This window comes from Pseudomonas sp. NUPR-002, assembly GCF_056322725.1.
The window spans coordinates 4819745-4842844 of sequence record NZ_CM150476.1; the positions used below are offsets into that span (position 1 = coordinate 4819745).

The window sequence follows — 23100 nt, forward strand, 5'->3', positions numbered from 1 at the left end:
TTATTAGAGGGGCATCAGCGGTGCAGCACCAAGCGCTTCAGGCGCCTGAACGTTGTTCGGTTGTAGTGCTTCAGCGGAATTGAACGCAACAGGCGCCAGGCGTACTTCTTGTCCGACACCACCGCGTACTTCAACGCTTTGTGCACCAACACCGCCCTGCCCTTCTCATAGCCTGGATGGGACTTGAACGGCGCCATGGCCCGCATATCGGCATCAAGCAACACCTTGAAGCGCTTCGACAGGTTATTGGGGTGACGACGGTAGCGTGTTACACATACCGGTATCTCATGCACCTCGTAACCCTTGCTGGCGATGCGCAGGGTCATCTGAAAGTCCTGAACCTTGATCGTCGGGTCGTAGAAGTTGGCAGCCTTCATGGCCTCCATGCGGTACAGCGCCCCCGGCGCGCCCATGACCACCGCCCCGCTGACAATCTCATCGAAGCTGTATTTCTTCACTTTGGTGCGGTGCTGCGTCTTGATCTCGACACCGTCACTGTCCATGTAGGAGATCAGTGCGCCCACACACCCGACCTTAGGGTGTTCGTCGAGGTAACGCGCTCTCACGCTGATCGAATGAGGCAGCATGATGTCGTCCAGATCAGGCGTTGAAACGTAAACGCCCTTGGCATGGGCCAGGCCATTGTTCAGGGTAGCGCTGACCCCTTGGTTGGCCTGGGTGAAGAGCTGAAAGTCGTAGGTCTGCTGCAACGCGCGCAGCATGGCGACACTGTTGTCGGTCGAGCCATCGTCGACGATGATTACTTCGAAGTTGCCATAGTCCTGAGCAAAAATGCTCTGCAGGGCCACCTCAAGGTACTTCTCGGCGTTGTAGCAAGGGGCGACGATCGACACCAGCGGCTGTGTAGGCGCGGCCTGGGGATCTGCGTTGATACGACCATCAGTCATTGTTGCTTCATGCCTCATGCCTGACCCGGCTAGCGGATCTGTTCCTGATTGGAGCCAAATTTGAATTGGGCACCATGATGCGTGAAGTCGGCGCCGTTGTCATGAGCTGTGCCGACCTACAGTTCAACTGCCCGAAGTTTTTAACAGTCAGAAACGACAAAGCCCGCGACCTTTTCAGGACGCGGGCTTTGACTTACAGCGTATGGTGGGTCGTGTAGGATTCGAACCTACGACCAATTGGTTAAAAGCCAACTGCTCTACCAACTGAGCTAACGACCCGTTGGATGGCGCGTATAATACTGATTTCTAACAGGAAATCAACACCCCATCGCAAAATAATTTAAAAATATCGTGTTGGGTCTTCTACACCCGCCGCTTTAAAGCCGTCGGCGCGCAGGCGGCAGCTGTCGCATTTACCGCAGGCACGGCCTTCGTCGTCGGCTTGATAGCAGGAAACCGTCAGGCTGTAATCGACGCCACGGGCAACACCGGCCTGGACGATCTGCGCCTTGCTCAAGTTTTGCAGCGGCGCCTGGATGCGAAAACCTTCGCCCTCGACACCGGCCTTGGTGGCCAGGTTGGCCATGCGCTCGAACGCCTCGACGAACTCCGGACGGCAATCAGGATAGCCCGAATAGTCCACCGCGTTGACACCGATAAAGATATCCCGCGCCTCAAGCACCTCGGCCCAGCCCAGCGCCAGGGACAGGAACACGGTGTTACGTGCTGGCACGTAAGTCACCGGGATACCCTCACTCGGCGCCTCAGGCACGTCAATACTGCTGTCGGTCAGGGCCGAACCGCCAATGCCGTCCAGGTTCAGGCCAATCACCTTGTGCTCAACCACCCCCAGGTCACGGGCAACCCGTGCAGCGGCGTCGAGCTCGGCACGATGACGCTGGCCGTAGTCGAAGCTCATGGTGTAGCAGCTGTAGCCGTCGGCCTTGGCCATGGCCACCACAGTGGCCGAGTCCAGGCCACCGGAAAGCAGAATTACCGCACGTTTCTCAGTCATTGCATTCACTCCTGTCAGCGTCCCGGCTCGTCATTCCACAGCAGCTTGTGCAGCTGCAGTTGAAAACGAACCGGCAAATTGTCGGCCACGATCCAATCGGCAAGGTCAGTTGCACTCACCTGGTGGTGGCTTGGCGAGAACAGCACTTCACCCGCTCGCTTTTCCAGGCCGTACTGAATGAGTTTGGACACCGCCCAGTCATAGTCTTCACGCGAACAAATGACGAACTTGACCTGATCATTCGGGGTCAGCAGCTCGATGTTCTCGTAACGATTACGGTGCACTTCCTCGGAACCCGGGGTTTTCAGGTCAACGACCCGACTGACCCGCGTGTCGACCTTGGAAATATCCAGCGCGCCGCTGGTTTCGAGGGAAACGTCATAGCCCGCGTCACAAAGCTGCTTGAGCAGAGGAATGGCATTGGGCTGGGCCAGCGGTTCGCCGCCGGTGACACAGACATAGCGCGGCTTGAAGCCGGCGACCTGTTCGAGGATCGAGTCGAGGGTGCGGATGCTGCCACCGCTGAAGGCGTATTCGCTGTCGCAATACTGGCAGCGCAGCGGGCAGCCGGTGAGACGGACAAATACCGTGGGCAGCCCGGCGGTACGCGTTTCACCCTGCAAAGAGTAAAAAACTTCGGTAATACGTAATGTTTCTTGCATAGTCGCCACGGGCGTAACAGCTAAACAGGCTGTCCGCCTCCGTCAGGCACCGCTGAAAACCCGTCATCGCGTAGTTTACAGCAGCGTATTTCAATAAAAGGGCGGTGATTCTAACGAAAAAACCCGCGACTAGCGCGGGTTTCTTTTGTAACGCCTGACTTAGAGCTTCTGCAGATCGCGCTGAGCCAGTTGTGCAGCGGAAGTCCCCGGGTACTGGGTAATGACTTGCTGCAGTATGCCTTTGACCCGGTCAGTGTGACCCAGGCGGCGTTCTACGTCGGCCAGCTTGTACAGCGAATCAGGCACTTTGTTGTGCTTGGGATACAGCTGGCTGACCTTGGCGAAGGCTTGACCGGCGGCTTGCAGGTCGCCCTTTGCCAGGTTCACTTCACCCAACCAGTATTGGGCGTTGCCCGCATACTGACTGTTGGGGTACTTGCGCAGGAAGGCGTTGAACGCCTGACTGGCCTTGTCGAAATCCTTGGCTTTGATCAGGTCGAAAGCTGCATCGTAATAGAGCTTTTCCTTGGCCGGATCGCCAGGTTCGCCACTTGCGGCAGGTGGCTGCGCAGCAGCGGCACCTGCAGCAGCGCCGGCGGCGGCTTCGCCACCAGCGGCAGAATTCTGTGGAGCCTCGGTTGGAGCACCGGTTCCGATACGCCGATCCAGGTCCTGATAACGCTCCAGGCTTTCCTGTTTCATGCGCGCAACATCGTTTTGCAGCTCTTCGATGATGCCTTGTTGACGCGATAGCTGATCCTGCATTTGTTGCAGCTGCAGGAACAGCTGACCCTGCGCCGAGGCAGGGGCCGTAACCCCTCCCCCGGCGTAGGCGCCGTTCGTACCATAACCCGCCGGTGGATAGCTGCTTGCGCCGCTATAGCCAGCGTTGTCATCAACAACAGGAACCTCAGCCCACGCCACGAGTGGCAGGCTGAGCGCCAGGACGGTTACAGCACGACGGCACATTCGCATATCGAATTACTTACGCAGTTCGACGCGACGGTTTTGAGCCCAGGACTGCTCGTCGTTGCCGGTAGCAACTGGACGCTCTTCGCCGTAGGAAACCAGTTCCAGTTGGGCAGGAGAAACGCCTTGCAGAACCAGGTAGCGTTGAACGGCTTTCGCACGACGCTCGCCCAGAGCCATGTTGTATTCGCGAGTACCGCGCTCGTCGGTGTTGCCTTCCAGCACGACGCGAGCGCCGTTGCCTTTCAGATCCTTGGCGTGAACGTCCAGAGCGCGCATGGCTTCTGGCTTCAGGTCCGAGCTGTCGTATTCGAAGTAGAAGGTGGTGATTGCGCGCAGAGCAGCTTCTTCGCTCAGGCTGCCGTCAACAGCGCCAGTGTTGGCACCGTAGCCAGCGTTAGGATCAACAGCGCCTTGACCAGCGTCGTCGCCGCCTTTCGAAGAGCAACCTACAGCCACGGCCATAGCCAGGGCCAGCGCAGCAAACTTACCAAACTTCAGCATTTCCATCGTGAAACTCCTAATGAACCCCAATGTGTTAAGTACAACGTAAAGCGCCGCGTCAGTTCAGGTAAGGGGACCAGGACGGTTCTCTGACTTCGCCTTGAGCGGTAGGAAGCGGGAGCCTCACGCGTCCGTTGAGAGAGACGAGCATCAAGACTCCCCGGCCCTGCTGGCGGGTGGCGTAGATTAGCATGGTGCCGTTGGGCGCAACAGTAGGAGACTCATCAAGACTTGTTTCAGAGAGAATCTTTACACTGCCGCGTTGCAAATCTTGTGCAGCCACCTTGAAGTTGGTGAAACCTTGTTGACGATGAATCATCACCAGGGTCTTTTCATCCGCCGAAAGTTTAGGGTTAGCGTTGTAGTTACCTACAAAAGTTACGCGCTCGGCACCGCCACCGGAAACATTGGTTTTATAAATCTGTGGTTTGCCGCCACGGTCGGAAGTGAAGTAGATGGTCGAGCCATCTTTACCCCAGAACGGTTCGGTGTTGATACCCGGGCCTGCGGTAACACGCGACAACTGACGCGAGCCCATGTTCATCACGTAGATGTCCGGGTTGCCGTCTTTGGACAGCACGAACGCCAGGCGCGAACCATCTGGCGACCAGGCTGGTGCACCATTGAGGCCTTCGAAGTTGGTGATCTGCTCACGACGGCCAGTATCGATGTGTTGAACGAAGATGCGCGGACGCTTCTGCTCGAACGACACATAGGCAATACGCTTGCCATCCGGCGCAAAGCGCGGCGACAGGATCGGCTCGCGCGATTGCAGCAGGGTTACCGCACGGGCACCGTCGTAGTCCGAACGTTGCAGGGTGTAACGGGTGTTGTTAGTGGAGAAACGCTCGGCCGTCACGTACAGCATACGGGTCGAGAAAGCGCCCTTGATGCCGGTCAGCTTCTCGAACGACTGGTCGGCAATGTAGTGCGACATATCGCGCAACTGATCAACCGTGCCCGAAACGCTACCGGTCAGCACTTGCTGCTCGGTGGCGACGTTGAACAGCGCGTATTGCACCTGCAGACGACCACCGGCCGGCACAATGCTGCCAACCATGACGTACTGGGCGCCCAGGGCTTTCCAGTCGCGGAAGATCACTTCGCTGGCCTGGCTCGGCTGGCTGATCATGTTCTGGCGTGGGATCGGCGAGTAATAACCAGAGTTGCGCAGGTCATTACCGATGATGTCAGCCATGTCTTCAGGCAGCACGCTACCGCCCTGCAGACCGAAGGGTACGACTGCGATAGGCGTGGCGCGATCACTGCCGCTGGTGACCAGAATGTTCTTTTCTTCTGCGACGGCCATTCCTGCTGCGCAGCAGAGAACGACCAGCAGTCCTCGAAGAAGTTTAATCACAAGGCTAGATCCTCAGGTGTGAATGTCATCTTGAATGAACGATAGGGATTGAATTCGCTCGGTTTCAAGCCCTGCATTTCGGTTAAACGGCCGATGTTCTTGACCGCGGCAACTGCCGAGCTGTCAAACGGACCATCGCCACTGGAGCGCGCTACGCTCACCGAAGTAATGGTGCCATCAGGCAGCATGCCGATCTGCAGAACCACCGTCATGTTCTTGCGTGCAGAAGGTGGACGTGCCCAGCCCTCAGCCGCCCGCGCACGGATCAGGTCGTCGAAGTCGCCGGCTACCTGGTCACCCTGCTCGTCAGCCAATGCCTGTTGCCGCTCGGTGGTGTCAGACAGCAGCTCGGCCAGGGCCTGGGCTTTCTTGTCTTCCGCCGCTTTACGGGCTGCATCCTGAGCCTTCTTCTTGGCCGCATCAGCTGCGGCTTTCTTCTTGGCGTCTTCAGCGGCCTTTTTCTTGGCCTCTTCAGCCACGGCTTTCTTCTTGGCATCCTCGGCCGCCTTCTTCTTGGCGTCCTCGGCGGCTTTTTTCTTGGCCTCTTCAGCGGCTAGCTTCTTGGCCTCTTCGTCAGCCTTTTTCTTGGCTTCCTCTTCGGCCTTCTTCTTGGCGATGTCAGCCTGTTGCTTCTCAGCGGCTTTTTTCGCCTCTTCAGCTTTCTTGGCTTCAGCCGTTTTCTTCGCCTCGTCTGCCTTCTTGGCTTCCTCGGCTTTCTTGGCTTCGGCCTCAGCGCGCGCTTCTTCAGCCTTTTGAGCGGCTTCTTCCTTCTTTTGTTCCGCAGCTTTCACCGCTTGCTGCTCGACCTTCTTCTGCTCCATCTGCTCTTCTTCGGTCTGGCGCGAAGCGGTTTTCTTCGCTTCACCCGCAATCTTCTGATTGGTCTGGGTGGTGGCCTGACTTTTCGATTTCAGCTGGTACAGGGTTGCCTGGACAATAGGCTTGGCCGGCGGCAGTTCCGGGGTAAAGGCGAAGCTGACGAACAGCATGCCGAACACCAGAACGTGCAGCGCAATGGCCCAGACGCTGGGCCAGAAATAGCTTTCCGAGGCGGATGGCTCTCGCTGTTGCATCAGGGCGCCTCGGTAATCAGGCCAACGTTACCGACACCTGCCTTCTGCAACCCGCCCATGGCACCCATGACCGCGCCGTAGTCGACGGATTTGTCGCCACGGATGAAGACCTGGGTCTGTTTGCCCTGGTCGCGCCCGGCGGCGATGATCTTGGTCACCGCGTCGGTCATTTGCGGCAAGGTCATGGCCTTGTCCATCTGCTTGTCGGTGTCGACTTCACTGCCAAGGTTCCAGTAATAGGTCTTGTCAGCCTTGATCGAAATAGTCAGGACCTGGACGTTGTTGTCCTGCGGCAAGGCTTCACTGGAAACCTTGGGCAGGTCGACCTTCACGCCCTGGTTGAGCATCGGTGCGGTCACCATGAAAATGACCAGCAGTACCAACATCACGTCGATGTAGGGCACCACGTTCATCTCGGCGACCGGCTTGCGTTTGTGGCGAACTCGGGCCATGGGCTTTTACCTGATCACTCTTCGCTGGTGTGCACTTTGCGGTGCAGGATGGCCTGGAACTCGTCGGCAAACGTGTAGTAACGGCCGATCAAGACTTCACTGCGGGCAGCGAAACGGTTGTAGGCAATTACCGCTGGAATGGCGGCGAACAGGCCGATCGCGGTAGCGATCAGTGCCTCGGCGATACCCGGGGCAACGGTGGCCAGGGTCGCTTGCTGGGCAGTGGCCAGGCCACGGAAGGAGTTCATGATGCCCCATACGGTACCGAACAGGCCGATGTACGGACTGGTGGAACCCACGGTGGCCAGGAACGGCAGGCTCTGCTCGAGCTTTTCTTCCTCACGGGAAATGGCAACGCGCATGGCGCGGCCAACACCTTCCATTACCGCGTCAGGATCAACACCTGGCTGCTGACGCAGGCGGGAGAACTCCTTGAAACCGGCACGGAAGACTTGCTCGACACCCGAATCCGGATCCGGGTTGCTACCGGCCTGACGGTACAGTTTGGACAGATCGATGCCCGACCAGAAACGCTCTTCGAAGCTGTCCAGCGCTCGACGACCGGCGCGCAGCATGGTGCTGCGCTGAAAAATCATGATCCATGACGTTACCGATGCGGCAACCAGAGCCAGCATGACCAGCTGCACCACGATGCTGGCATTGCTGACCAGGCTCCACATGGAGGTATGGTCGACGACGTTAGCTTCCACGCTTAATCTCCTGCATTTGAATGAATACCCGGCTCACCAGCCTCGGCGAAGGCCGCTCGCAGTACTGGGGGAATAGCCCGGGGTTTGAAAGTGTCGGCGCGCACACAGGCCACCAGGAACTGCCCTTCGCAGAGCAGCGTTGCATCTTTTTCGCGCCACACCTGCTGCACGAAACGCAGGCTGGCGCGATTCAACTCAAGCACTTGCGCGGTAACCCGCAACTCGTCGTCCAGCCGCGCAGGCGCGTGATAACGCGCCTCGCTGGAGTGGACCACGAACAGCAGGTTCTCCTGCGCCAATGCCGACTGGGCAAAGCCCAAGGCACGTAACCGCTCGGTGCGGGCACGTTCCATGAATTTCAGGTAGTTGACGTAATACACCACACCGCCTGCGTCAGTGTCTTCGTAATAGACCCGACAGCGATGTGCGAACGACTCAAGCCCATTTTGCGCGCGCATACTCTAGTGCTTACTCCTCAGCTTGCCAATCCGCCCCGGCAACTGTTTTTTCATCGATTATGTCGTATTGCCAGCGTGGCGCTTCCATGACTGCCGATAGGACCACGAAAACCGCAGATAAATCTGTCATTCATCGGTCTGGGCGGAAAAACCTTCGCCATTGACCGACTCGCCGAGCCGATTGGGGATGTTCAGGCCGAAATGCAGGTAGGCGTGCCGGGTCACTACACGCCCCCTTGGCGTACGCATGATGTAACCCTGCTGGATCAGATAGGGTTCAAGGACATCTTCAATAGTGTGACGCTCTTCACTGATGGCCGCCGCCAGGCTGTCGACACCGACCGGACCGCCATCGAATTTCTCGATCATGGTCAACAGCAAGCGCCGGTCCTGATGGTCGAAACCACGCTCGTCAACATCGAGCAGGTTCAGCGCCATGTCGGCAATCGACTTGGTAATCTGGCCTTTACCGCGCACCTCGGCAAAATCGCGCACGCGGCGCAGCAAGCGGTTGGCGATCCGCGGTGTGCCGCGGGCACGCCGGGCAATCTCGAAGGCGCCCTGGTCTTCAATCGGCAAACCCAGAATGCCACCGGAGCGACTGACGATGGTCGCCAGGTCTTCGGTATTGTAGAACTCCAGGCGCTGAACGATACCGAAACGGTCGCGCAACGGGTTGGTCAGCATGCCGGCCCGGGTGGTGGCGCCAACCAGGGTGAACGGTGGCAGGTCGAGCTTGATCGAACGTGCCGCCGGCCCCTCTCCGATCATGATGTCGAGCTGGAAGTCTTCCATGGCCGGGTACAGCACTTCTTCGACGACCGGCGACAATCGATGGATTTCATCGATGAACAGCACATCGTGCGGCTCAAGGTTGGTCAGCAACGCCGCCAGGTCGCCAGGACGCTCGAGGATCGGCCCCGAAGTGCTCTTGATCGACACGCCCATCTCCTGGGCGATGATGTTGGCCAGGGTGGTTTTGCCCAGCCCCGGCGGGCCGAAGATCAACGTGTGGTCCAACGATTCGCTGCGCCCACGGGCCGCCTGGATGAACAACGCCATCTGCTCACGCACCACCGGCTGACCAATGTATTCGGCCAGGCGCAACGGGCGGATCGCCCGGTCCTGAACCTCTTCACGGTCGCGCCCGCTGGCGGCTATCAGTCGATCTGCTTCAATCACTTAGATCATTCCCTTCAGGCTGCGGCGGATGAGTTCTTCGCTGCTCAAGCCCTTGGCATTGACGGCAGCCACTGCCTTGCTCGCCTCTTGAGGTTTGTAACCCAGGGAAATCAAGGCACTGACTGCATCGGTTTCGGCGCTGGAGACACTCGCAACAGGCGACGGCCCATTCGGCACCAGGGCGAACATCGCTGGCGAGGTTTCCCAAGCCTTGAAACGGTCCTTGAGTTCGACCAGCAGGCGCTCGGCAGTCTTTTTACCCACGCCAGGTACCTTGACCAGCGCCGAAGCATCCTGGGCCTGCACACAGCGTACCAGTTCGTCGACTTCCAGGCCCGACATCAATGCCAGGGCCAGTTTCGGGCCGACACCGTTGAGGCGGATCAGCTCACGAAACAGCTCGCGTTCGCGCTTTTCATAGAAGCCGTACAGTAAATGGGCGTCTTCACGCACCACCAGGTGAGTGTGCACGGTAACCGGCTCACCGACTTTCGGCAGGCGGTACAGGGTGGTCATGGGCACTTCAAGCTCATAGCCCACGCCATTGACATCGACAATCAGGTGCGGCGGCTGCTTTTCAGCCAGTGTGCCGCGCAAACGTCCAATCACGTTGCAATCCTTCCTTATGGGCGCCGGCAAATAACCGGTCAACCCTAGCAGCAAATGCAACAGCCTATGCCATTGCTCGGTCAAAATTTGTTTCAGCGCATGATGCGATCAGAGCCGCAGGCGTCCACTGCGCCGACGTGCGGTACCCAGGCCGTGAGGTATCAGGCTGGAGCGGGTATGGGCATGGCACAAGGCGATGGCCAGCGCATCGGAGGCGTCGATCTGCGGTTTTTGCGTCAACTTGAGCAGGTGCATGACCATCATCTGCACTTGTTCCTTATTCGCTCCACCTGTTCCGGCAACGGCTTGCTTGACCTGGGTTGCGCTGTACTCAGCGATTTCCAGGCCTTCCTCAATGGCCGCCACGATGGCCGCGCCACGGGCTTGGCCCAGCTTGAGCGCGGAGTCGGCATTGCGCGCCATGAACACGCGCTCGATGCCCATGGTCACCGGGCCGTATTGGCTGATGATCTCGCGCACACCGCGAAACACTATCTGCAAGCGCTCAGGCAACTCGCCACTACCCGTTCGAATGCACCCGGAAGCCACGTATTCGCAGCCACGCGCCCCTTGGCGCACCACACCGTAGCCAGTAATGCGCGAGCCAGGGTCGATGCCAAGAATCAGAGTCATATCGCCTGCATACTCATTGTAAAGACAGAAGCCGGATCCACCTGCAGGTGAATCCGGCCTTGAAAACAGCCATGTAGGAGCGGGCTTGCCCCGCGATTGCAGCAATCGCGGGGCAAGCCCGCTCCTACAGGGGTTAGCTGAGTTGTTCCATGACCGCGTCAGGGATTTCAGCGTTGGAATAGACGTTCTGCACGTCATCCAGGTCCTCGAGCATGTCGATGAGCTTGAGCACCTTTTGCGCACCGTCCAGGTCCAGCTCGGCGCTGGTGGTCGGCTGCATGACGATTTCGGCGTCTGCGGCCTTGAAACCTGCTTCTTCAAGGGCGTTACGCACAGCGTAGAAGCTGGCGAAAGAGGTGAACACATCGAAGGAGCCATCTTCATTGCTGACCACATCATCAGCATCGGCTTCCATCGCTGCCTCCATCAACGCATCTTCGTCGACCCCGGCAGCAAAGCTGATCTGACCCTTGCGCTCGAACAGGTAGGCCACAGATCCGTCGGTACCCAGGTTGCCACCACATTTGCTGAAGGCATGACGCACGGCGGCAGCAGTACGGTTGCGGTTGTCGGTCATGGCCTCGACCATGATCGCTACGCCACCTGGACCGTAACCCTCATAGCTGAGTTCTTCAACGTTATCGGCTTCGGTCGCGCCAGCACCGCGGGCAATCGCCCGGTCGATGATGTCACGACTCATGTTGGCTCCCAGCGCCTTGTCCAGCGCCAGGCGCAGCCGCGGGTTGGAGGCCGGATCGCCGCCGCCCTGTTTGGCGGCGACGGTCAGCTCACGAATCCACTTGGTGAAGATCTTGCCTCGCTTGGCGTCCTGGCGCTCTTTGCGGTGCTTGATGTTTGCCCATTTGGAATGACCAGCCATAACGCACTCCGAATCCTTTGAAACAATGCCAAGCCCCTGCCCGGCGCTAACCTGGCAGGGGCCATAAAAATCAGTACGGCTTAACGCAAAGGCGCATCCATGTGGATGCGCCCGGGGTCTACTTACTCAGCCTTGGGCTGTTCGCGCAGACGAATGTGCAACTCGCGCAGGGCCTTGGCGTCAACCAGGCCTGGGGCCTGGGTCATGACACACGCAGCACTCTGGGTTTTCGGGAAGGCGATCACTTCACGAATCGACTGAGCGCCGGTCATCAGCATGACCAGACGGTCCAGACCGAAGGCCAGGCCACCGTGCGGTGGAGCACCGAACTTCAGGGCGTCGAGCAGGAAGCCGAACTTCTCTTCCTGTTCTGCCGCTTCGATACCCAGCAGACGGAACACCGCCTGTTGCATTTCCTTGCGGTGGATACGGATCGAACCGCCACCCAGCTCGGTGCCGTTGAGCACCATGTCATAGGCACGCGACAAGGCGGTGGCTGGGTTGGCCTCCAGCTCTTGCGGGGAGCACTTCGGCGCGGTGAACGGGTGGTGCAGCGCGGTGAAGCTGCCGTCGTCGTTTTCTTCGAACATCGGGAAGTCGACAACCCACATCGGTGCCCACTCACAGGTGTGCAGATTGAAGTCGTTGCCGACCTTGATCCGCAGGGCGCCCAGCGCCTCGCTGACGATCTTGGCCTTGTCGGCGCCGAAGAACACGATGTCGCCGTCGACCGCACCAACGCGATCGAGGATCACGTTGAGGTTGGCCTCAGGGATGTTCTTGACGATTGGCGACTGCAGGCCTTCAACGCCCTTGGCGCGCTCGTTGACCTTGATGTACGCCAGGCCCTTGGCACCGTAGATGCCGACGAACTTGGTGTACTCGTCGATACGGCTGCGCGGCATGCTCGCACCGCCAGGTACGCGCAAGGCAGCAACACGGCTCTTCGGATCGTTGGCCGGGCCACTGAACACCTTGAACTCGACTTCCTTGAGCTGGTCGGCAACGTCAACCAGTTCCAGCGGAATACGCAGGTCTGGCTTGTCGGAACCGTAGCGGCGCATGGCTTCTTCGAAGGTCATGTGCGGGAATTCGCCGAATTCCAGGTCCAGGACTTCCTTGAACAGCTTGCGGATCATGTTCTCGGTCAGGCCCATGATCTCGTCTTCATTGAGGAAGCTGGTCTCAATGTCGATCTGGGTGAATTCTGGCTGGCGATCGGCACGCAGGTCTTCGTCACGGAAGCACTTGGCGATCTGGTAGTAGCGGTCGAAACCGGCCACCATCAGCAGTTGCTTGAACAGCTGTGGGGACTGCGGCAGTGCGAAGAAGCTGCCCGCATGGGTACGGCTCGGCACCAGATAGTCACGTGCACCCTCTGGCGTGGCGCGGGTGAGGATCGGCGTTTCAACATCGAGGAAGCCGTTTTCGTCGAGGTAGCGACGGATGCTCGAGGTGATGCGCGAGCGCAGACGCAGCTTCTCGGCCATTTCCGGACGACGCAGGTCGATAAAGCGATAGCGCAGGCGGGTTTCTTCGCCAACGTCGGAGTATTCGTTGAGCGGGAACGGCGGGGTTTCGGCTTCGTTGAGCACGGTCAGCTCGTAACCCAGCACTTCGATGGCACCGGAGGCCATGTTGGCGTTTACCGCGCCAGCCGGACGGGCGCGCACCTTACCGGTGATCTGCACCACGTACTCGCTGCGCACACGGTCGGCGGCAGCGAAGCTGTCAGCGCGATCCGGGTCGAAAACGACCTGTGCCATGCCTTCGCGGTCACGGATATCGAGGAAAATCACCCCGCCGTGGTCGCGGCGACGATGGACCCATCCGCAAAGGGTAATTTCCTGACCTTCCAGGCTCTCGTTCAGTTGGCCGCAATAATGGCTGCGCATCATGATGGTGGTTTCGCTTCTCGTCATTCGTGTGTTCAGTGGAGGCCTTGGCGCCACAAAGGGCTAATAGTGCAAGACCCTGCCGGTGCAATTCAACTCAGTCAGCTTTGTCGCCGCCTGCCAGGTTCTTTTTTGCACCGGTCTTGAAGTCGGTTTCGTACCACCCGGTACCGCCCAGGCGGAACCCCGGGGCAGAAATCAGCTTCTTGAGCTCGGGCTTCTGACACGCCGGGCAATCGCTCAGCGGCGCGGCGCTGATCTTCTGAAGGACTTCCATCTGGTGATCACAGGCAGCACATTGATAGTCGTACAGGGGCATAGGCGTGTCTCGTTAACCACAGCTCAAGCTGCTTCAGGCAGTAAAGAGCGGGATTATATATGGTTAAGGAGTGCTGTGCAGCCCGGCAACCGACTAGCGTGTTACCTGCGGCCCCAACAGAAAGACCACACAGACCACCCGGATCAGCCCGCTGAAATTTCTCACCCCGCCATGGCGCAGGTGTACCTCGCGATCGACGTAGGACAGCACTGCATTGACCGAGCACTGGTTGAGTTCAGCAATCCGCTCAAGGATTCGCCAGTAAACCGCCTCCAGTCGCAGACAAGTGGCAAATCCGTTCAAACGCACCGAGCGCGACATCGGCTGAGCCAGGCTCATATTGAAGCTCTCTTCGAACGGATCGAACCCTTGCTTGTCCAGCCCACCTGTCGCACGCCCGCCACGGCTCATCCATGAAGACATATAAAGCACCACGCACTCTGACTAACCAGGAAGTAACCCCGAGCAATTCTGTTCACTCAGGGACATACCCTAATAAAGCGCTGTAGTGCGGTTTGCTTCCAGCAGACCGACCCACTCTCACTGTAGGACTGCTCGACAACTTACAAGGGATCGCATAACGAAAGAACAGCTTCCCGGATAACGATAAATGCCCGGGGCAACCATCCACCCGGGCATTTATTTCAGCAGAGAATTATCCAGCTGATTATTTATCTTCGAGCAACGAGCGCAGCATCCATGCGGTCTTCTCATGCACCTGCATGCGCTGGGTCAGCAGGTCTGCAGTCGGCTCGTCACTGACCTTCTCGAGCAACGGGAAAATGCTGCGCGCCGTACGCGTCACGGCCTCCTGACCTTCGACCAGCTGCTTGATCATTTCATTGGCAGGCGGCACACCCTCTTCTTCCTTGATAGAAGACAAGCGGGCATAGATTGAATAGGCACCCGGCGCAGGAAAGCCCAAGGCACGAATACGTTCGGCAATGGAGTCGACCGCCAAGGCCAGTTCGTTGTATTGCTCTTCAAACATCAAGTGCAATGTTCGAAAGGCCGGCCCGGTGACGTTCCAGTGAAAGTTATGGGTCTTCAGATAAAGTACATAAGTATCTGACAAGAGCCGCGACAATCCATCGACAATGGACTTGCGATCCTCTTCGCTGATACCGATATCAATAGCCATGCGATTCCCCTTTCATGATGTTTGATGATCAAGCAGGTACACCCCACTGTATCAAGACTTACCAGCAACTGCAGCCTTGCAGCTGCGACACAGGGCTGCAGGTAACCAAGGCGCTGAACGCAAGCAAGCGACACACGGTTTGCCGATGATTTGAGAAGCCCAGGGGTTTGCTGTTAAATAGGCGCCGTGCCACCCCTGACGATAGTCACAACAGGGGCGCATAGGCTGACCTTATTTTTCACGTTTTTGCGCTTCTCATACCCATGCGCGCCGTGACGTCAGCTCTTCCTGTGATATGCCTTATCAATGTGAGCCAACCAACATGTTCAAGATCGTCCACCTGTTGACGGGCGCTGCAGCTTTGCTGCTGTCCTTCATACCTAGCTTAAGAACCGACGCAGTCCCGCTACTGCAGCAACCGGAAGCCGTTTACCTGGCCCTGTTCGGCTTGCTGAACCTGCTCCTCGCCCCGGTAGTGCCGCAACATTACAAAGGCGCCCGGCTACAGCTGCAACGCCTGAGCAGCGCTCTACTGGTGCTGGCTGTGGTGCTGCAAACACTGACGCTGCTTGCCCGCCCGGAACTGGGCAATTTGCCAGCACTGGGCTGCACGCTGCTGGCTGTTACCCTACATCTGGTTGCCGGCTTCCTCAAAACGGGCAGCACGCACAACCAGCACAGCCAATACGACATGAGCAACCGCGATACCGGCACGGTCAAGTGGTTCAACACGTCCAAGGGTTTCGGCTTCATCTCCCGCGATTCGGGTGATGACATCTTCGTGCACTTTCGCGCCATTCGCGGCGAAGGCCATCGCGTTCTGGTCGAAGGTCAGCGCGTTGAGTTTTCGGTCATGAACCGCGACAAAGGCCTGCAGGCCGAAGACGTGATTGCCGCCCCACGGCGCTGAAACGCTATCCATAAAAAACCGCGGCGCCTGGGCGACCGCAGTTTTTTTATGGTTCTTCACGGATTTCCGGGGCAGGATTGGCCTTGGCTTTGAGGGCTGCGAGCTTATCCAATTGCGGTGGTGCCGAGTGGAAGTGCCTGGAGGACTTGTCGCGGTGGGAGCCAGCGGTTTTGCCTCCTTTCTCCAAGAAAAAAGGCGGAAGGGGCCAGCCCAGCCACCCCTTCAAATGGATAAGCCCACAGCCCTCGAAGCCAATCCGTGAAGAACCTTTTTCATGCCTGAAGGCAACGCCACTCAATAATGAGGCGGTGGCGCCTCTTCTTCGCTGCTTTGATACTGCCCGACCATTTCCTCATAACGCTTGAGCAAAGCCGCCATCTGCAGCTGCAGACGCTCAACCGCCCGCTGCTGCTCGACCAGCACATCGTTGAGGGCCTGGATCGTATCGTCCTGAAACGCCAGGCGGCTTTCCAGCTCGGTTACCCGCGCTTCAAGTGTCATTGCTCACACCTCGACGAATCTGATGTCGTCATTATTACTGAGCACTGTTTTCAGACGCTCGCGCACGTGTGCAACCTGATCTGACTCATAAGCTACAGCAGGCTTGTTTCCCCACACCGGAGCTGGCCAGGCTGGATCGTTGCGCTTGCGCACAATGACATGCATGTGTAGTTGGCTGACTACATTACCCAGGGTTGCGACATTCATTTTGTCTGCGGCAAAACTATCTTTCAGGGTTTCGGCCAGAAAGGTGGTTTCTTTCCAGAGTTGCGCCTGATCGCTGTCACTCAATTGAAACAATTCACTGATATCTGCACGACGCGGCACCAGAATGAACCAGGGATAGTTGGCATCCTTGCTCAGCAACAGCCGACAAAGAGGAAAATCTCCCAACACAAAGGTGTCTTCTTGAAGACGTTGATCCAAATCAAACACGGAGAATCTCCTACAACTATTTAATACTTTGCCTGCGAGCCACAGCAGTGCGAATGCTGCAGGATACCGCTAACCGCCTCCCGGAGCATGACCAAAGGCGTATGTTCCGAGAAAAAACGCACCACACCGGGGCTCACCTCTGCCGCCGTCCGACAAACGGGCAGGTAACAGCCCGAAACGTAACAAAGCGCTACTTTTCGCACCAAAATGAGGCTCCCCTTGTGCGACCAGCCCCCAAAACATCCGCAAAGTACTCAGCTAGCGGCTTTAACGGTAACGACTTAACCCAAAGGACAGCTTTTTTCTTATTCCCGCCCCGCCTGCTGGTTCGAACCAAAAGATCTTAGCCCCCCGGATTTGCGGCACCGTGCAGCCTCCAGCTGCGCCCGGCGTGAAAATTTTGTGAACGGCAGCAGCTTTTGAGCACACTTTTTGCTTTCTCATTCGCCACAGTCGGCACGACACCTGCATTGAGTCGGTGAAGCGCGACAAATAACAACAGTTGCATGGGTTAACCAGGGAGTTCGGGAGTCGGGGGGTTAGATTGTTTTTGCCTACCCTTAAACCGCCTAGAGCAGCGCTGGAGTTGAACGCCCCGCAAAACCGGGACGTGATTTGCGACAGGGACATAACCGTTAGCGACATGACCGTAAAGTTACCGAAAGGTTCTTTTCCCCCATATCGCCAACAACAGTCAGCGTGATATACATTTCCGCCGACACAAAAAGAAAGAGCCGCGCCGCATAAAAAAACCAATCGGCGACGGCAGTACTCTTCCTAAAAACCAAAGGAGCAAGTCACGATGCGCGTGATGAAGTGGAGCATGATCGCCCTGGCTGTTTGTTGCAGCAGGCACCTCGCAGATGGCAATCGCCTCGTCTCAGAGTGAATCCAAGGGCTTTGTTGAAGACAGCTCGCTGAACGTTAAAACTCGCATGCTGTATTTCAGCCGCGACTTCCGTAACGTTCCTAACGATGAACAAAGCCGCGTTGAAGAGACCGGCCTGGGCTTCCTCGGCACCTTCGAGTCCGGCTTCACCCAAGGCACTGTCGGTTTCGGCGTTGACGCCATCGGCATGCTCGGCCTGAAACTGGACAGCGGCAAGGGCCGCGCTGGTACCGGTCAGTTCCCTACCGGCTCTGACGGCCGCTCCGAAGACTCCTTCTCCGAAGGCGGTGGCGCAGTCAAAATGCGCATTTCCGACACCGTCCTGAAGTACGGTACTCAGTTCACCTCCATGCCAGTACTGGCAACTGACGACAGCCGCCTGCTGCCTGAAACCGTTGAAGGTTTCTTGCTGACCAGCAAAGAAGTCAAAGGCCTGGAACTGAACGCCGGTCGCTTCACCGCACTGAACGCACAATCGCAGTCTTACCACGACAGCATTGGCGGCCTGGACGATGACCGCAACAAGAACCCTGGCCTGACCCAGGCTGACGTGGTCGGCGGTACTTACGCCTTCACCGACACCCTGAGCTCCAGTGTCTACTACTCCCACGTAGAAGATCACTTCCGCAAATGGTACGGCAACATCAACTGGGCCCTGCCGATCAACGATAACCAAGGCCTGGTGTTCGACTTCAACATCTATGACACCAAGTCCATTGGCGACAACCGCACCGGTGCGTTTGCCACCCGTGGCGGCGAGCTCGACAACACCGCATTCAGCCTGTCCGGCGCCTACAACATTGGCGCGCACACCTTCACCCTGGCCTACCAGGCGCTGAGCGGTGACGGTGACTACGCCTACGGCATCGACGGCGGCGGCTCGATCTTCCTGGCCAACTCCATCGCCCGTTCCGACTTCAACGCCGAAGACGAAAAATCCTGGCAGGCACGCTACGACCTGAACTTCGCTGAGTTCGGCGTTCCAGGCCTGACCTTCATGACCCGCTACGCCCGCGGTACCGATGCCAAGACCCGCACCACCGACGACGGTAAGGAATGGGAACGCGACATCGACATCAAGTACGTGCTGCAAGAAGGCGCAGCGAAGGACCTGAGCTTCCGCGTTCGTCAGGCCACCTACCGCTCTGGCGATGGCGTTTACTACGGATCGCCATCGATCGACGAACTGCGTCTGATCGTCGAGTACCCGCTGAGCATCCTGTAAGCCCCGGGCTTTCAGTATTCCCAGCACGAAAGAGCCCGGCACTGCCGGGCTTTTTCTTGTCTCGATTCGGGCTGACAACGCCGTCGTGCTCCGGCATCCTGTACGCCACCGAATCGCCCCCGTACAATGCGGGGTCATTTTAAGTCTTAAGCAACCGACAACGGCCTACCATGCGCACCAGTCAATATTTGCTCGCTACTCAAAAAGAAACCCCGTCCGACGCGGTCGTCATCAGCCACCAGCTCATGCTGCGGGCCGGCATGATCCGCAAGCTCGCATCCGGCCTTTACACCTGGCTGCCGATGGGCCTTCGGGTTATGCGCAAGGTCGAGACCGTGGTCCGCGAGGAAATGAACGCCGCCGGCGCCCTGGAAGTGCTGATGCCAAGCATCCAGCCTGCCGAACTGTGGCAGGAGTCTGGCCGCTGGGAGCAGTACGGCCCCGAGCTGCTGCGCCTGCAAGACCGTCATGGGCGCGATTTCTGCGTCGGCCCGACCCACGAAGAAGTGATCACCGACCTCGCCCGCAACGAGCTCAACAGCTATAAACAGCTGCCATTGAACCTGTATCAGATCCAGACCAAGTTCCGTGACGAGATCCGTCCGCGCTTTGGCCTGATGCGTGGCCGCGAATTCATCATGAAGGATGCCTACTCCTTCCATGCCGACCAGGCTTCCCTGCAGGAAACCTACGACCGCATGCACCTGGCCTACAGCAACATCTTCACCCGCCTGGGCCTGGACTTCCGCCCAGTACAAGCCGACACCGGCTCGATCGGCGGTAGCTACTCCCACGAATTCCACGTACTGGCCGAATCCGGCGAAGACGATGTGATCTTCAGCGACAGCTCCGATTACGCTGCCAACATCGAGAAGGCCGAAGCCATTCCACGGGAAACCGTGCGCCCGGCGCCAACCGAAGAGCTGCGCCTGGTCGACACGCCGAACGCCAAAACCATCGCCGAGCTGGTAGAGAACTACAGCACGCCGATCGAGAAGACCGTCAAGACCCTGATCGTGCATGCCGCCGAAGAAGGCAAGCTGGTTGCGCTTATCGTCCGTGGCGACCACGAACTGAACGAGATCAAGGCTGCCAACCTGCCAGAAGTCGCCAGCCCGCTGGTCATGGCCAGCGACCAGGAACTGCGTGACGCCATCGGCGCCGGTGCAGGCTCGCTCGGCCCGCTGAACCTGCCAATCCCTTGCATCATCGACCGTTCGGTTGCGCTGATGAGCGACTTCGGCATCGGTGCCAACATCGATGACAAGCACTATTTCGGCGTCAACTGGGAGCGCGACCTGCCAGTTCCACAAGTGGCAGACCTGCGAAATGTCGTTGAAGGCGACCCAAGCCCGGATGGTCAGGGCACGCTGGTGATCAAGCGCGGCATCGAAGTCGGGCATATCTTCCAGCTGGGCACCAAGTACAGCGAAGCACTCAAGTGCCAAGTCCTGGGCGAAAACGGCAAGCCTGTGACCCTGAGCATGGGTTGCTACGGTATCGGTGTTTCGCGCGTGGTGGCGGCTGCCATCGAGCAGAACTATGACGAAAACGGCATTATCTGGAGCGACACCCTGGCCCCATTCCAGATCGCTCTGGTACCGCTGCGCTACGAAACCGAGCAGGTGCGTGAAGCGACCGACACGCTCTATAAAGAGCTGACCACCGCTGGCTTCGAAGTACTGCTGGACGACCGTGACAAGAAAACCAGCCCGGGGATCAAGTTTGCCGACATGGAACTGATCGGTATTCCGCACCGGATCGTGGTCAGCGACCGCGGCCTGGCCGAAGGCAACCTGGAATACAAGCACCGCACAGAGCGTGACGCGCAAGCACTGCCACTGGCTGAGGCGCTGTCGTTCCTGCAAGCCCGCATTCGTCGCTAAGCCAACGCAAGAGTAATCATGTTCAAGCGAAGTACCTTTCCCCTGGGGGGCGCCGCACTGTGCGGCGCCCTGTTACTCAGCGGTTGCGCCAACCAGATGTCGCAGCGCAGCGAGCATGAGGAACGCATCGAGCGCAAGCTGCTCGAACACAGCCTGCAAGTCGATGTCGGGGACCCGAAGGTGCTCGAACTGCCGCAGCGGCGTGTGCGCATTCACGAACAGAAAAACTTCGAAGTCACCGAGTTCGAAGTTACCCGTCGTTATGACCGCTACACGCCCTACCAACCCTGGCGGGAAATCTACGAGATCCCGTTGGGGGCGGTGGCAGTGGTTGCCGGCGTTGGTGCCAATGTGGTCAATATCTTCGCGCTGGGCAACCTGCCCGACAGTGTCACGCGCGACTGGTTCAGCTACGGCGTCGACGGCCTCAACCCGTTCATGAATGCTCAGTCCAACGGTCGCGCCCAGCAAAACCTTGCCGGGATCACCGAGATTCAGAAGGACAAGCGCCAGGAATACACCAGCCTGCCGTGGAGCGACCGTCCGGTTGAAGTCAAGGCTGGCAAAATAAGCCATACCCTGACCACTGACCGCAACGGGGTGTTGCTTCTGAACCTGCTCGACAGCCCGTTCTCCGAACAGAACCTGACTCACATTGGCACGTTGCACCTGCAAGTCGCCGATGAGGACAACAATGTCCGTGGCGATGCCAGCCTGCTGATCAGCAGCACCTTGCGCAGCAAACTGGTGGAAGCCCACGACTTGATTTTTGATGACCTTGAAGACGACGAAGTCAACCAATGGGTACATCGGGTCAAGCGCTTGTCTGAGCTGGGGCTGGAAGAAGAGGCCAGCGAGCTGGAACAGAGCCTGATCGAACTCACGCGCAACGATCCTGAGTTGCAGCAGGAGTTTCTTCAGGCACTGACCAAGGATGCCGGCCGCCTGGTGGCCGATCCTGGCGTGCATTGATTGACTTATCGCGGGGCAAGCCCACTCCTACCGTAGGAGCGGGCTTGCCCCGCGATAGCATTCACACACCATCGCGACCAAACAGTTCCAACTGCTCATGACCCGCGCGTAAATCCTGCAAACGCACACCAATGCCCAGCAGCCTTACTGGCTTGCCGCCACGGGCAAATGCCTGGCTTAGCAACTGCTGGTAACTGGCAAGGTCACGCCCGGCGCCAGACTGCTCCAGGGTCGTCTGGGTAAAATCGTGAAACTTCACTTTGACGAAAGGTTTACCCGGCCGGTAGCTATCGTCGATGCGTGCCACCCGCCCTGCCAGGGAGGCCATCAGTTCCGGGAGTTTTTCCAGGCAACTGTTCAGATCAGGCAAATCGGTGTCGTAGGTATTTTCCACACTCACCGACTGACGGCGACTGTCATTGTGCACAGCACGATCATCGATCCCCCGCGCCAGCCCCCACAAACGCTCGCCAAAGCTGCCGAACTCACGGGCCAGGGCCAGGCGACTCCAATCACGTAGCTCCAGGCAAGTACTGATGCCCAGGCGCCCGAGTTTGTCCGCTGTGACCTTTCCTACGCCATGCAGCTTACTGACCGGCAGCGCGGCAACGAAGGCCTCGACTTCATTGGGGGTGATGACAAACTGACCATTGGGCTTGCGCCAGTCGCTGGCTATCTTGGCCAGGAACTTGTTCGGCGCTACGCCCGCCGAGACGGTGATGTGCAGTTGCTGGGCAACCCGACGGCGAATATCGGCAGCAATGCGTGTTGCGCTGCCAGCAAACCAGCTGCTATCCGAAACATCCAGATAGGCTTCATCCAGTGACAAAGGCTCGATCAGGTCGGTGTAGTCGCGAAAGATCGAGTGAATCTCCCGGGAGGCTTCTTTATAGGCATCCATCCGTGGCTTGACGATCAACAGATCAGGACACAGTTTCAGTGCATGCCGGGACGACATGGCTGAGCGCACACCATAGGCCCGCGCCTCATAGTTGCAGGTAGCGATGACCCCACGCCGGTCAGCCGAGCCCCCTACCGCCAACGGACGCCCCACCAGACGCGGGTCGTCACGCATTTCGATAGCCGCGTAAAAACAATCGCAATCTATATGGATGATCTTGCGCTGGGACATCTGCGGCCTAGGCCATAGCTGAAAATGGTGTAAGTAGTATCTCACCGCTGCGCACCAATACACCACTTAACACTGGATGAATATACACATTAACTGTCAGAAGGCCCCGCCCACCGGCCTCACAGGCTTCGTTGAACGCGCTAAGCATTTGAACAAAAAAGGATTTCTTCAAATGAGCGCTTGACACGACAGCGCATAACTGTAGAATTCACCTCACAGGCGCGGGATGGAGCAGCCTGGTAGCTCGTCGGGCTCATAACCCGAAGGTCGTCGGTTCAAATCCGGCTCCCGCAACCAGATTCAGAAAAGGCCACTCTTCGGAGTGGCCTTTTTCTTTGCCTGAAAAAAGGCATCGGCATAAATATATTGAAAATCAACAG

General features: G+C 58.2%; 24 protein-coding genes, 2 tRNA genes and 1 pseudogene. 5 read left to right on the forward strand and 22 right to left on the reverse strand.

Going from position 1 to position 23100, the window contains the following annotated elements; translation table 11 throughout:
* Positions 1–14: 14 nt before the first annotated feature.
* The 19 genes from ACVWSC_RS22115 to ACVWSC_RS22205 all read right to left on the reverse strand — a co-directional run bounded on the left by ACVWSC_RS22115 (position 15) and on the right by ACVWSC_RS22205 (position 14770).
* Entirely contained in the window at positions 15–908 is an 894-nt protein-coding gene (locus ACVWSC_RS22115) for a glycosyltransferase family 2 protein (protein ID WP_442109187.1), read from the reverse strand.
* A 203-nt stretch (positions 909–1111) separates the two neighbouring features.
* Positions 1112–1187 (reverse strand) — tRNA-Lys (locus ACVWSC_RS22120).
* A 61-nt stretch (positions 1188–1248) separates the two neighbouring features.
* The gene (gene queC, locus ACVWSC_RS22125) at positions 1249–1923 is read right to left on the reverse strand and encodes a 7-cyano-7-deazaguanine synthase QueC (protein ID WP_442109188.1); all 675 of its coding nucleotides are present in this window, start codon (positions 1921–1923) and stop codon (positions 1249–1251) included.
* A gap of 14 nt (positions 1924–1937) precedes the next feature.
* Positions 1938–2585: a 7-carboxy-7-deazaguanine synthase QueE gene (queE, locus tag ACVWSC_RS22130; RefSeq protein ID WP_442109189.1), complete on the reverse strand. Its 648-nt coding sequence runs from the start codon at positions 2583–2585 to the stop codon at positions 1938–1940.
* Positions 2586–2744: 159 nt separating this feature from the next.
* Positions 2745–3560: a tol-pal system protein YbgF gene (ybgF, locus tag ACVWSC_RS22135; protein WP_442109190.1), complete on the reverse strand. Its 816-nt coding sequence runs from the start codon at positions 3558–3560 to the stop codon at positions 2745–2747.
* Positions 3561–3566: 6 nt separating this feature from the next.
* Positions 3567–4064, reverse strand: a complete 498-nt coding sequence (gene pal, locus ACVWSC_RS22140) for a peptidoglycan-associated lipoprotein Pal (protein WP_028943075.1) — start codon at positions 4062–4064, stop codon at positions 3567–3569.
* Positions 4065–4116: 52 nt separating this feature from the next.
* Complete coding sequence (gene tolB / locus ACVWSC_RS22145) at positions 4117–5367, reverse strand: Tol-Pal system beta propeller repeat protein TolB (protein ID WP_442109191.1); 1251 nt, start codon at positions 5365–5367, stop codon at positions 4117–4119.
* Positions 5368–5414: 47 nt separating this feature from the next.
* Entirely contained in the window at positions 5415–6491 is a 1077-nt protein-coding gene (gene tolA / locus ACVWSC_RS22150; protein ID WP_442109192.1) for a cell envelope integrity protein TolA, read from the reverse strand.
* Complete coding sequence (tolR, locus tag ACVWSC_RS22155) at positions 6491–6943, reverse strand: protein TolR (RefSeq protein ID WP_065761580.1); 453 nt, start codon at positions 6941–6943, stop codon at positions 6491–6493. Before tolR ends, tolA begins: the two co-directional genes overlap by 1 nt.
* Positions 6944–6957: 14 nt before the next feature.
* Complete coding sequence (gene tolQ / locus ACVWSC_RS22160) at positions 6958–7653, reverse strand: protein TolQ (protein WP_133216835.1); 696 nt, start codon at positions 7651–7653, stop codon at positions 6958–6960.
* Positions 7654–7655: 2 nt separating this feature from the next.
* Positions 7656–8111, reverse strand: coding sequence for a tol-pal system-associated acyl-CoA thioesterase (gene ybgC / locus ACVWSC_RS22165; protein ID WP_442109193.1), 456 nt, complete (start codon positions 8109–8111; stop codon positions 7656–7658).
* 126 nt (positions 8112–8237) lie between these two features.
* Positions 8238–9293 carry a Holliday junction branch migration DNA helicase RuvB gene (gene ruvB / locus ACVWSC_RS22170; protein ID WP_442109194.1) on the reverse strand — a complete coding sequence of 352 codons (1056 nt, stop codon included), beginning with the start codon at positions 9291–9293 and terminating at the stop codon, positions 8238–8240.
* Positions 9294–9902 carry a Holliday junction branch migration protein RuvA gene (ruvA, locus tag ACVWSC_RS22175; protein ID WP_442109195.1) on the reverse strand — a complete coding sequence of 203 codons (609 nt, stop codon included), beginning with the start codon at positions 9900–9902 and terminating at the stop codon, positions 9294–9296.
* A gap of 108 nt (positions 9903–10010) precedes the next feature.
* Entirely contained in the window at positions 10011–10535 is a 525-nt protein-coding gene (gene ruvC / locus ACVWSC_RS22180; RefSeq protein WP_442109196.1) for a crossover junction endodeoxyribonuclease RuvC, read from the reverse strand.
* A gap of 133 nt (positions 10536–10668) precedes the next feature.
* Entirely contained in the window at positions 10669–11415 is a 747-nt protein-coding gene (locus ACVWSC_RS22185) for a YebC/PmpR family DNA-binding transcriptional regulator (protein WP_442109197.1), read from the reverse strand.
* 122 nt (positions 11416–11537) lie between these two features.
* The gene (aspS, locus tag ACVWSC_RS22190) at positions 11538–13313 is read right to left on the reverse strand and encodes an aspartate--tRNA ligase (RefSeq protein WP_442114357.1); all 1776 of its coding nucleotides are present in this window, start codon (positions 13311–13313) and stop codon (positions 11538–11540) included.
* 94 nt (positions 13314–13407) lie between these two features.
* Positions 13408–13629: an FmdB family zinc ribbon protein gene (locus ACVWSC_RS22195; protein ID WP_442109198.1), complete on the reverse strand. Its 222-nt coding sequence runs from the start codon at positions 13627–13629 to the stop codon at positions 13408–13410.
* A 93-nt stretch (positions 13630–13722) separates the two neighbouring features.
* Entirely contained in the window at positions 13723–14052 is a 330-nt protein-coding gene (locus ACVWSC_RS22200) for a ribbon-helix-helix domain-containing protein (protein ID WP_442109199.1), read from the reverse strand.
* 244 nt (positions 14053–14296) lie between these two features.
* Positions 14297–14770: a Dps family protein gene (locus ACVWSC_RS22205; RefSeq protein ID WP_442109200.1), complete on the reverse strand. Its 474-nt coding sequence runs from the start codon at positions 14768–14770 to the stop codon at positions 14297–14299.
* Between the two features lie 322 nt (positions 14771–15092).
* On the opposite strand from ACVWSC_RS22205, the gene ACVWSC_RS22210 reads away from it, so the two are divergent.
* Positions 15093–15680, forward strand: a complete 588-nt coding sequence (locus ACVWSC_RS22210) for a cold shock domain-containing protein membrane protein (protein ID WP_442109201.1) — start codon at positions 15093–15095, stop codon at positions 15678–15680.
* 294 nt (positions 15681–15974) lie between these two features.
* On the opposite strand, the gene ACVWSC_RS22215 is transcribed toward ACVWSC_RS22210, so the two are convergent.
* Both ACVWSC_RS22215 and ACVWSC_RS22220 read right to left on the reverse strand, forming a co-directional pair.
* Positions 15975–16181, reverse strand: coding sequence for a SlyX family protein (locus ACVWSC_RS22215; protein ID WP_442109202.1), 207 nt, complete (start codon positions 16179–16181; stop codon positions 15975–15977).
* A 3-nt stretch (positions 16182–16184) separates the two neighbouring features.
* A complete protein-coding gene (locus tag ACVWSC_RS22220) occupies positions 16185–16616 on the reverse strand; it encodes an HIT family protein (protein ID WP_442109203.1) in 432 nt (143 codons plus the stop codon).
* Between the two features lie 802 nt (positions 16617–17418).
* Here ACVWSC_RS22220 and ACVWSC_RS22225 point away from each other — a divergent pair.
* From ACVWSC_RS22225 to ACVWSC_RS22235, 3 genes and pseudogenes are all read left to right on the forward strand, one after another.
* Positions 17419–18730 (forward strand): annotated as a pseudogene (locus ACVWSC_RS22225) (OprD family porin).
* Between the two features lie 170 nt (positions 18731–18900).
* Positions 18901–20616: a proline--tRNA ligase gene (locus tag ACVWSC_RS22230; protein ID WP_442109204.1), complete on the forward strand. Its 1716-nt coding sequence runs from the start codon at positions 18901–18903 to the stop codon at positions 20614–20616.
* An 18-nt stretch (positions 20617–20634) separates the two neighbouring features.
* Positions 20635–21588, forward strand: coding sequence for a hypothetical protein (locus ACVWSC_RS22235; protein ID WP_442109205.1), 954 nt, complete (start codon positions 20635–20637; stop codon positions 21586–21588).
* Positions 21589–21649: 61 nt separating this feature from the next.
* Here the strand turns inward: ACVWSC_RS22235 and dinB are convergent, their stop codons facing one another.
* Positions 21650–22720 (reverse strand): DNA polymerase IV, encoded by a 1071-nt coding sequence (gene dinB / locus ACVWSC_RS22240; protein WP_442109206.1) that lies wholly within the window; start codon positions 22718–22720, stop codon positions 21650–21652.
* A 220-nt stretch (positions 22721–22940) separates the two neighbouring features.
* Here dinB and ACVWSC_RS22245 point away from each other — a divergent pair.
* Positions 22941–23017: transfer RNA gene (locus ACVWSC_RS22245), tRNA-Met, on the forward strand.
* Positions 23018–23100 lie beyond the last annotated feature (83 nt).

Excerpts from the sequence above, each read along its gene's own strand:
- ACVWSC_RS22115 (WP_442109187.1), bottom strand. The coding sequence starts at position 908 with ATGACTGATGGTCGTATCAACGCAGATCCCCAGGCCGCGCCTACACAG.
- queC (WP_442109188.1), bottom strand. The coding sequence starts at position 1,923 with ATGACTGAGAAACGTGCGGTAATTCTGCTTTCCGGTGGCCTGGACTCG.
- queE (WP_442109189.1), bottom strand. The coding sequence starts at position 2,585 with ATGCAAGAAACATTACGTATTACCGAAGTTTTTTACTCTTTGCAGGGT.
- ybgF (WP_442109190.1), bottom strand. The coding sequence starts at position 3,560 with ATGCGAATGTGCCGTCGTGCTGTAACCGTCCTGGCGCTCAGCCTGCCA.
- pal (WP_028943075.1), bottom strand. The coding sequence starts at position 4,064 with ATGGAAATGCTGAAGTTTGGTAAGTTTGCTGCGCTGGCCCTGGCTATG.
- tolB (WP_442109191.1), bottom strand. The coding sequence starts at position 5,367 with ATGGCCGTCGCAGAAGAAAAGAACATTCTGGTCACCAGCGGCAGTGAT.
- tolA (WP_442109192.1), bottom strand. The coding sequence starts at position 6,491 with ATGCAACAGCGAGAGCCATCCGCCTCGGAAAGCTATTTCTGGCCCAGC.
- tolR (WP_065761580.1), bottom strand. The coding sequence starts at position 6,943 with ATGGCCCGAGTTCGCCACAAACGCAAGCCGGTCGCCGAGATGAACGTG.
- ybgC (WP_442109193.1), bottom strand. The coding sequence starts at position 8,111 with ATGCGCGCGCAAAATGGGCTTGAGTCGTTCGCACATCGCTGTCGGGTC.
- ruvC (WP_442109196.1), bottom strand. The coding sequence starts at position 10,535 with ATGACTCTGATTCTTGGCATCGACCCTGGCTCGCGCATTACTGGCTAC.
- ACVWSC_RS22185 (WP_442109197.1), bottom strand. The coding sequence starts at position 11,415 with ATGGCTGGTCATTCCAAATGGGCAAACATCAAGCACCGCAAAGAGCGC.
- aspS (WP_442114357.1), bottom strand. The coding sequence starts at position 13,313 with ATGATGCGCAGCCATTATTGCGGCCAACTGAACGAGAGCCTGGAAGGT.
- ACVWSC_RS22195 (WP_442109198.1), bottom strand. The coding sequence starts at position 13,629 with ATGCCCCTGTACGACTATCAATGTGCTGCCTGTGATCACCAGATGGAA.
- ACVWSC_RS22200 (WP_442109199.1), bottom strand. The coding sequence starts at position 14,052 with ATGTCTTCATGGATGAGCCGTGGCGGGCGTGCGACAGGTGGGCTGGAC.
- ACVWSC_RS22205 (WP_442109200.1), bottom strand. The coding sequence starts at position 14,770 with ATGGCTATTGATATCGGTATCAGCGAAGAGGATCGCAAGTCCATTGTC.
- ACVWSC_RS22210 (WP_442109201.1), top strand. The coding sequence starts at position 15,093 with ATGTTCAAGATCGTCCACCTGTTGACGGGCGCTGCAGCTTTGCTGCTG.
- ACVWSC_RS22215 (WP_442109202.1), bottom strand. The coding sequence starts at position 16,181 with ATGACACTTGAAGCGCGGGTAACCGAGCTGGAAAGCCGCCTGGCGTTT.
- ACVWSC_RS22230 (WP_442109204.1), top strand. The coding sequence starts at position 18,901 with ATGCGCACCAGTCAATATTTGCTCGCTACTCAAAAAGAAACCCCGTCC.
- ACVWSC_RS22235 (WP_442109205.1), top strand. The coding sequence starts at position 20,635 with ATGTTCAAGCGAAGTACCTTTCCCCTGGGGGGCGCCGCACTGTGCGGC.
- dinB (WP_442109206.1), bottom strand. The coding sequence starts at position 22,720 with ATGTCCCAGCGCAAGATCATCCATATAGATTGCGATTGTTTTTACGCG.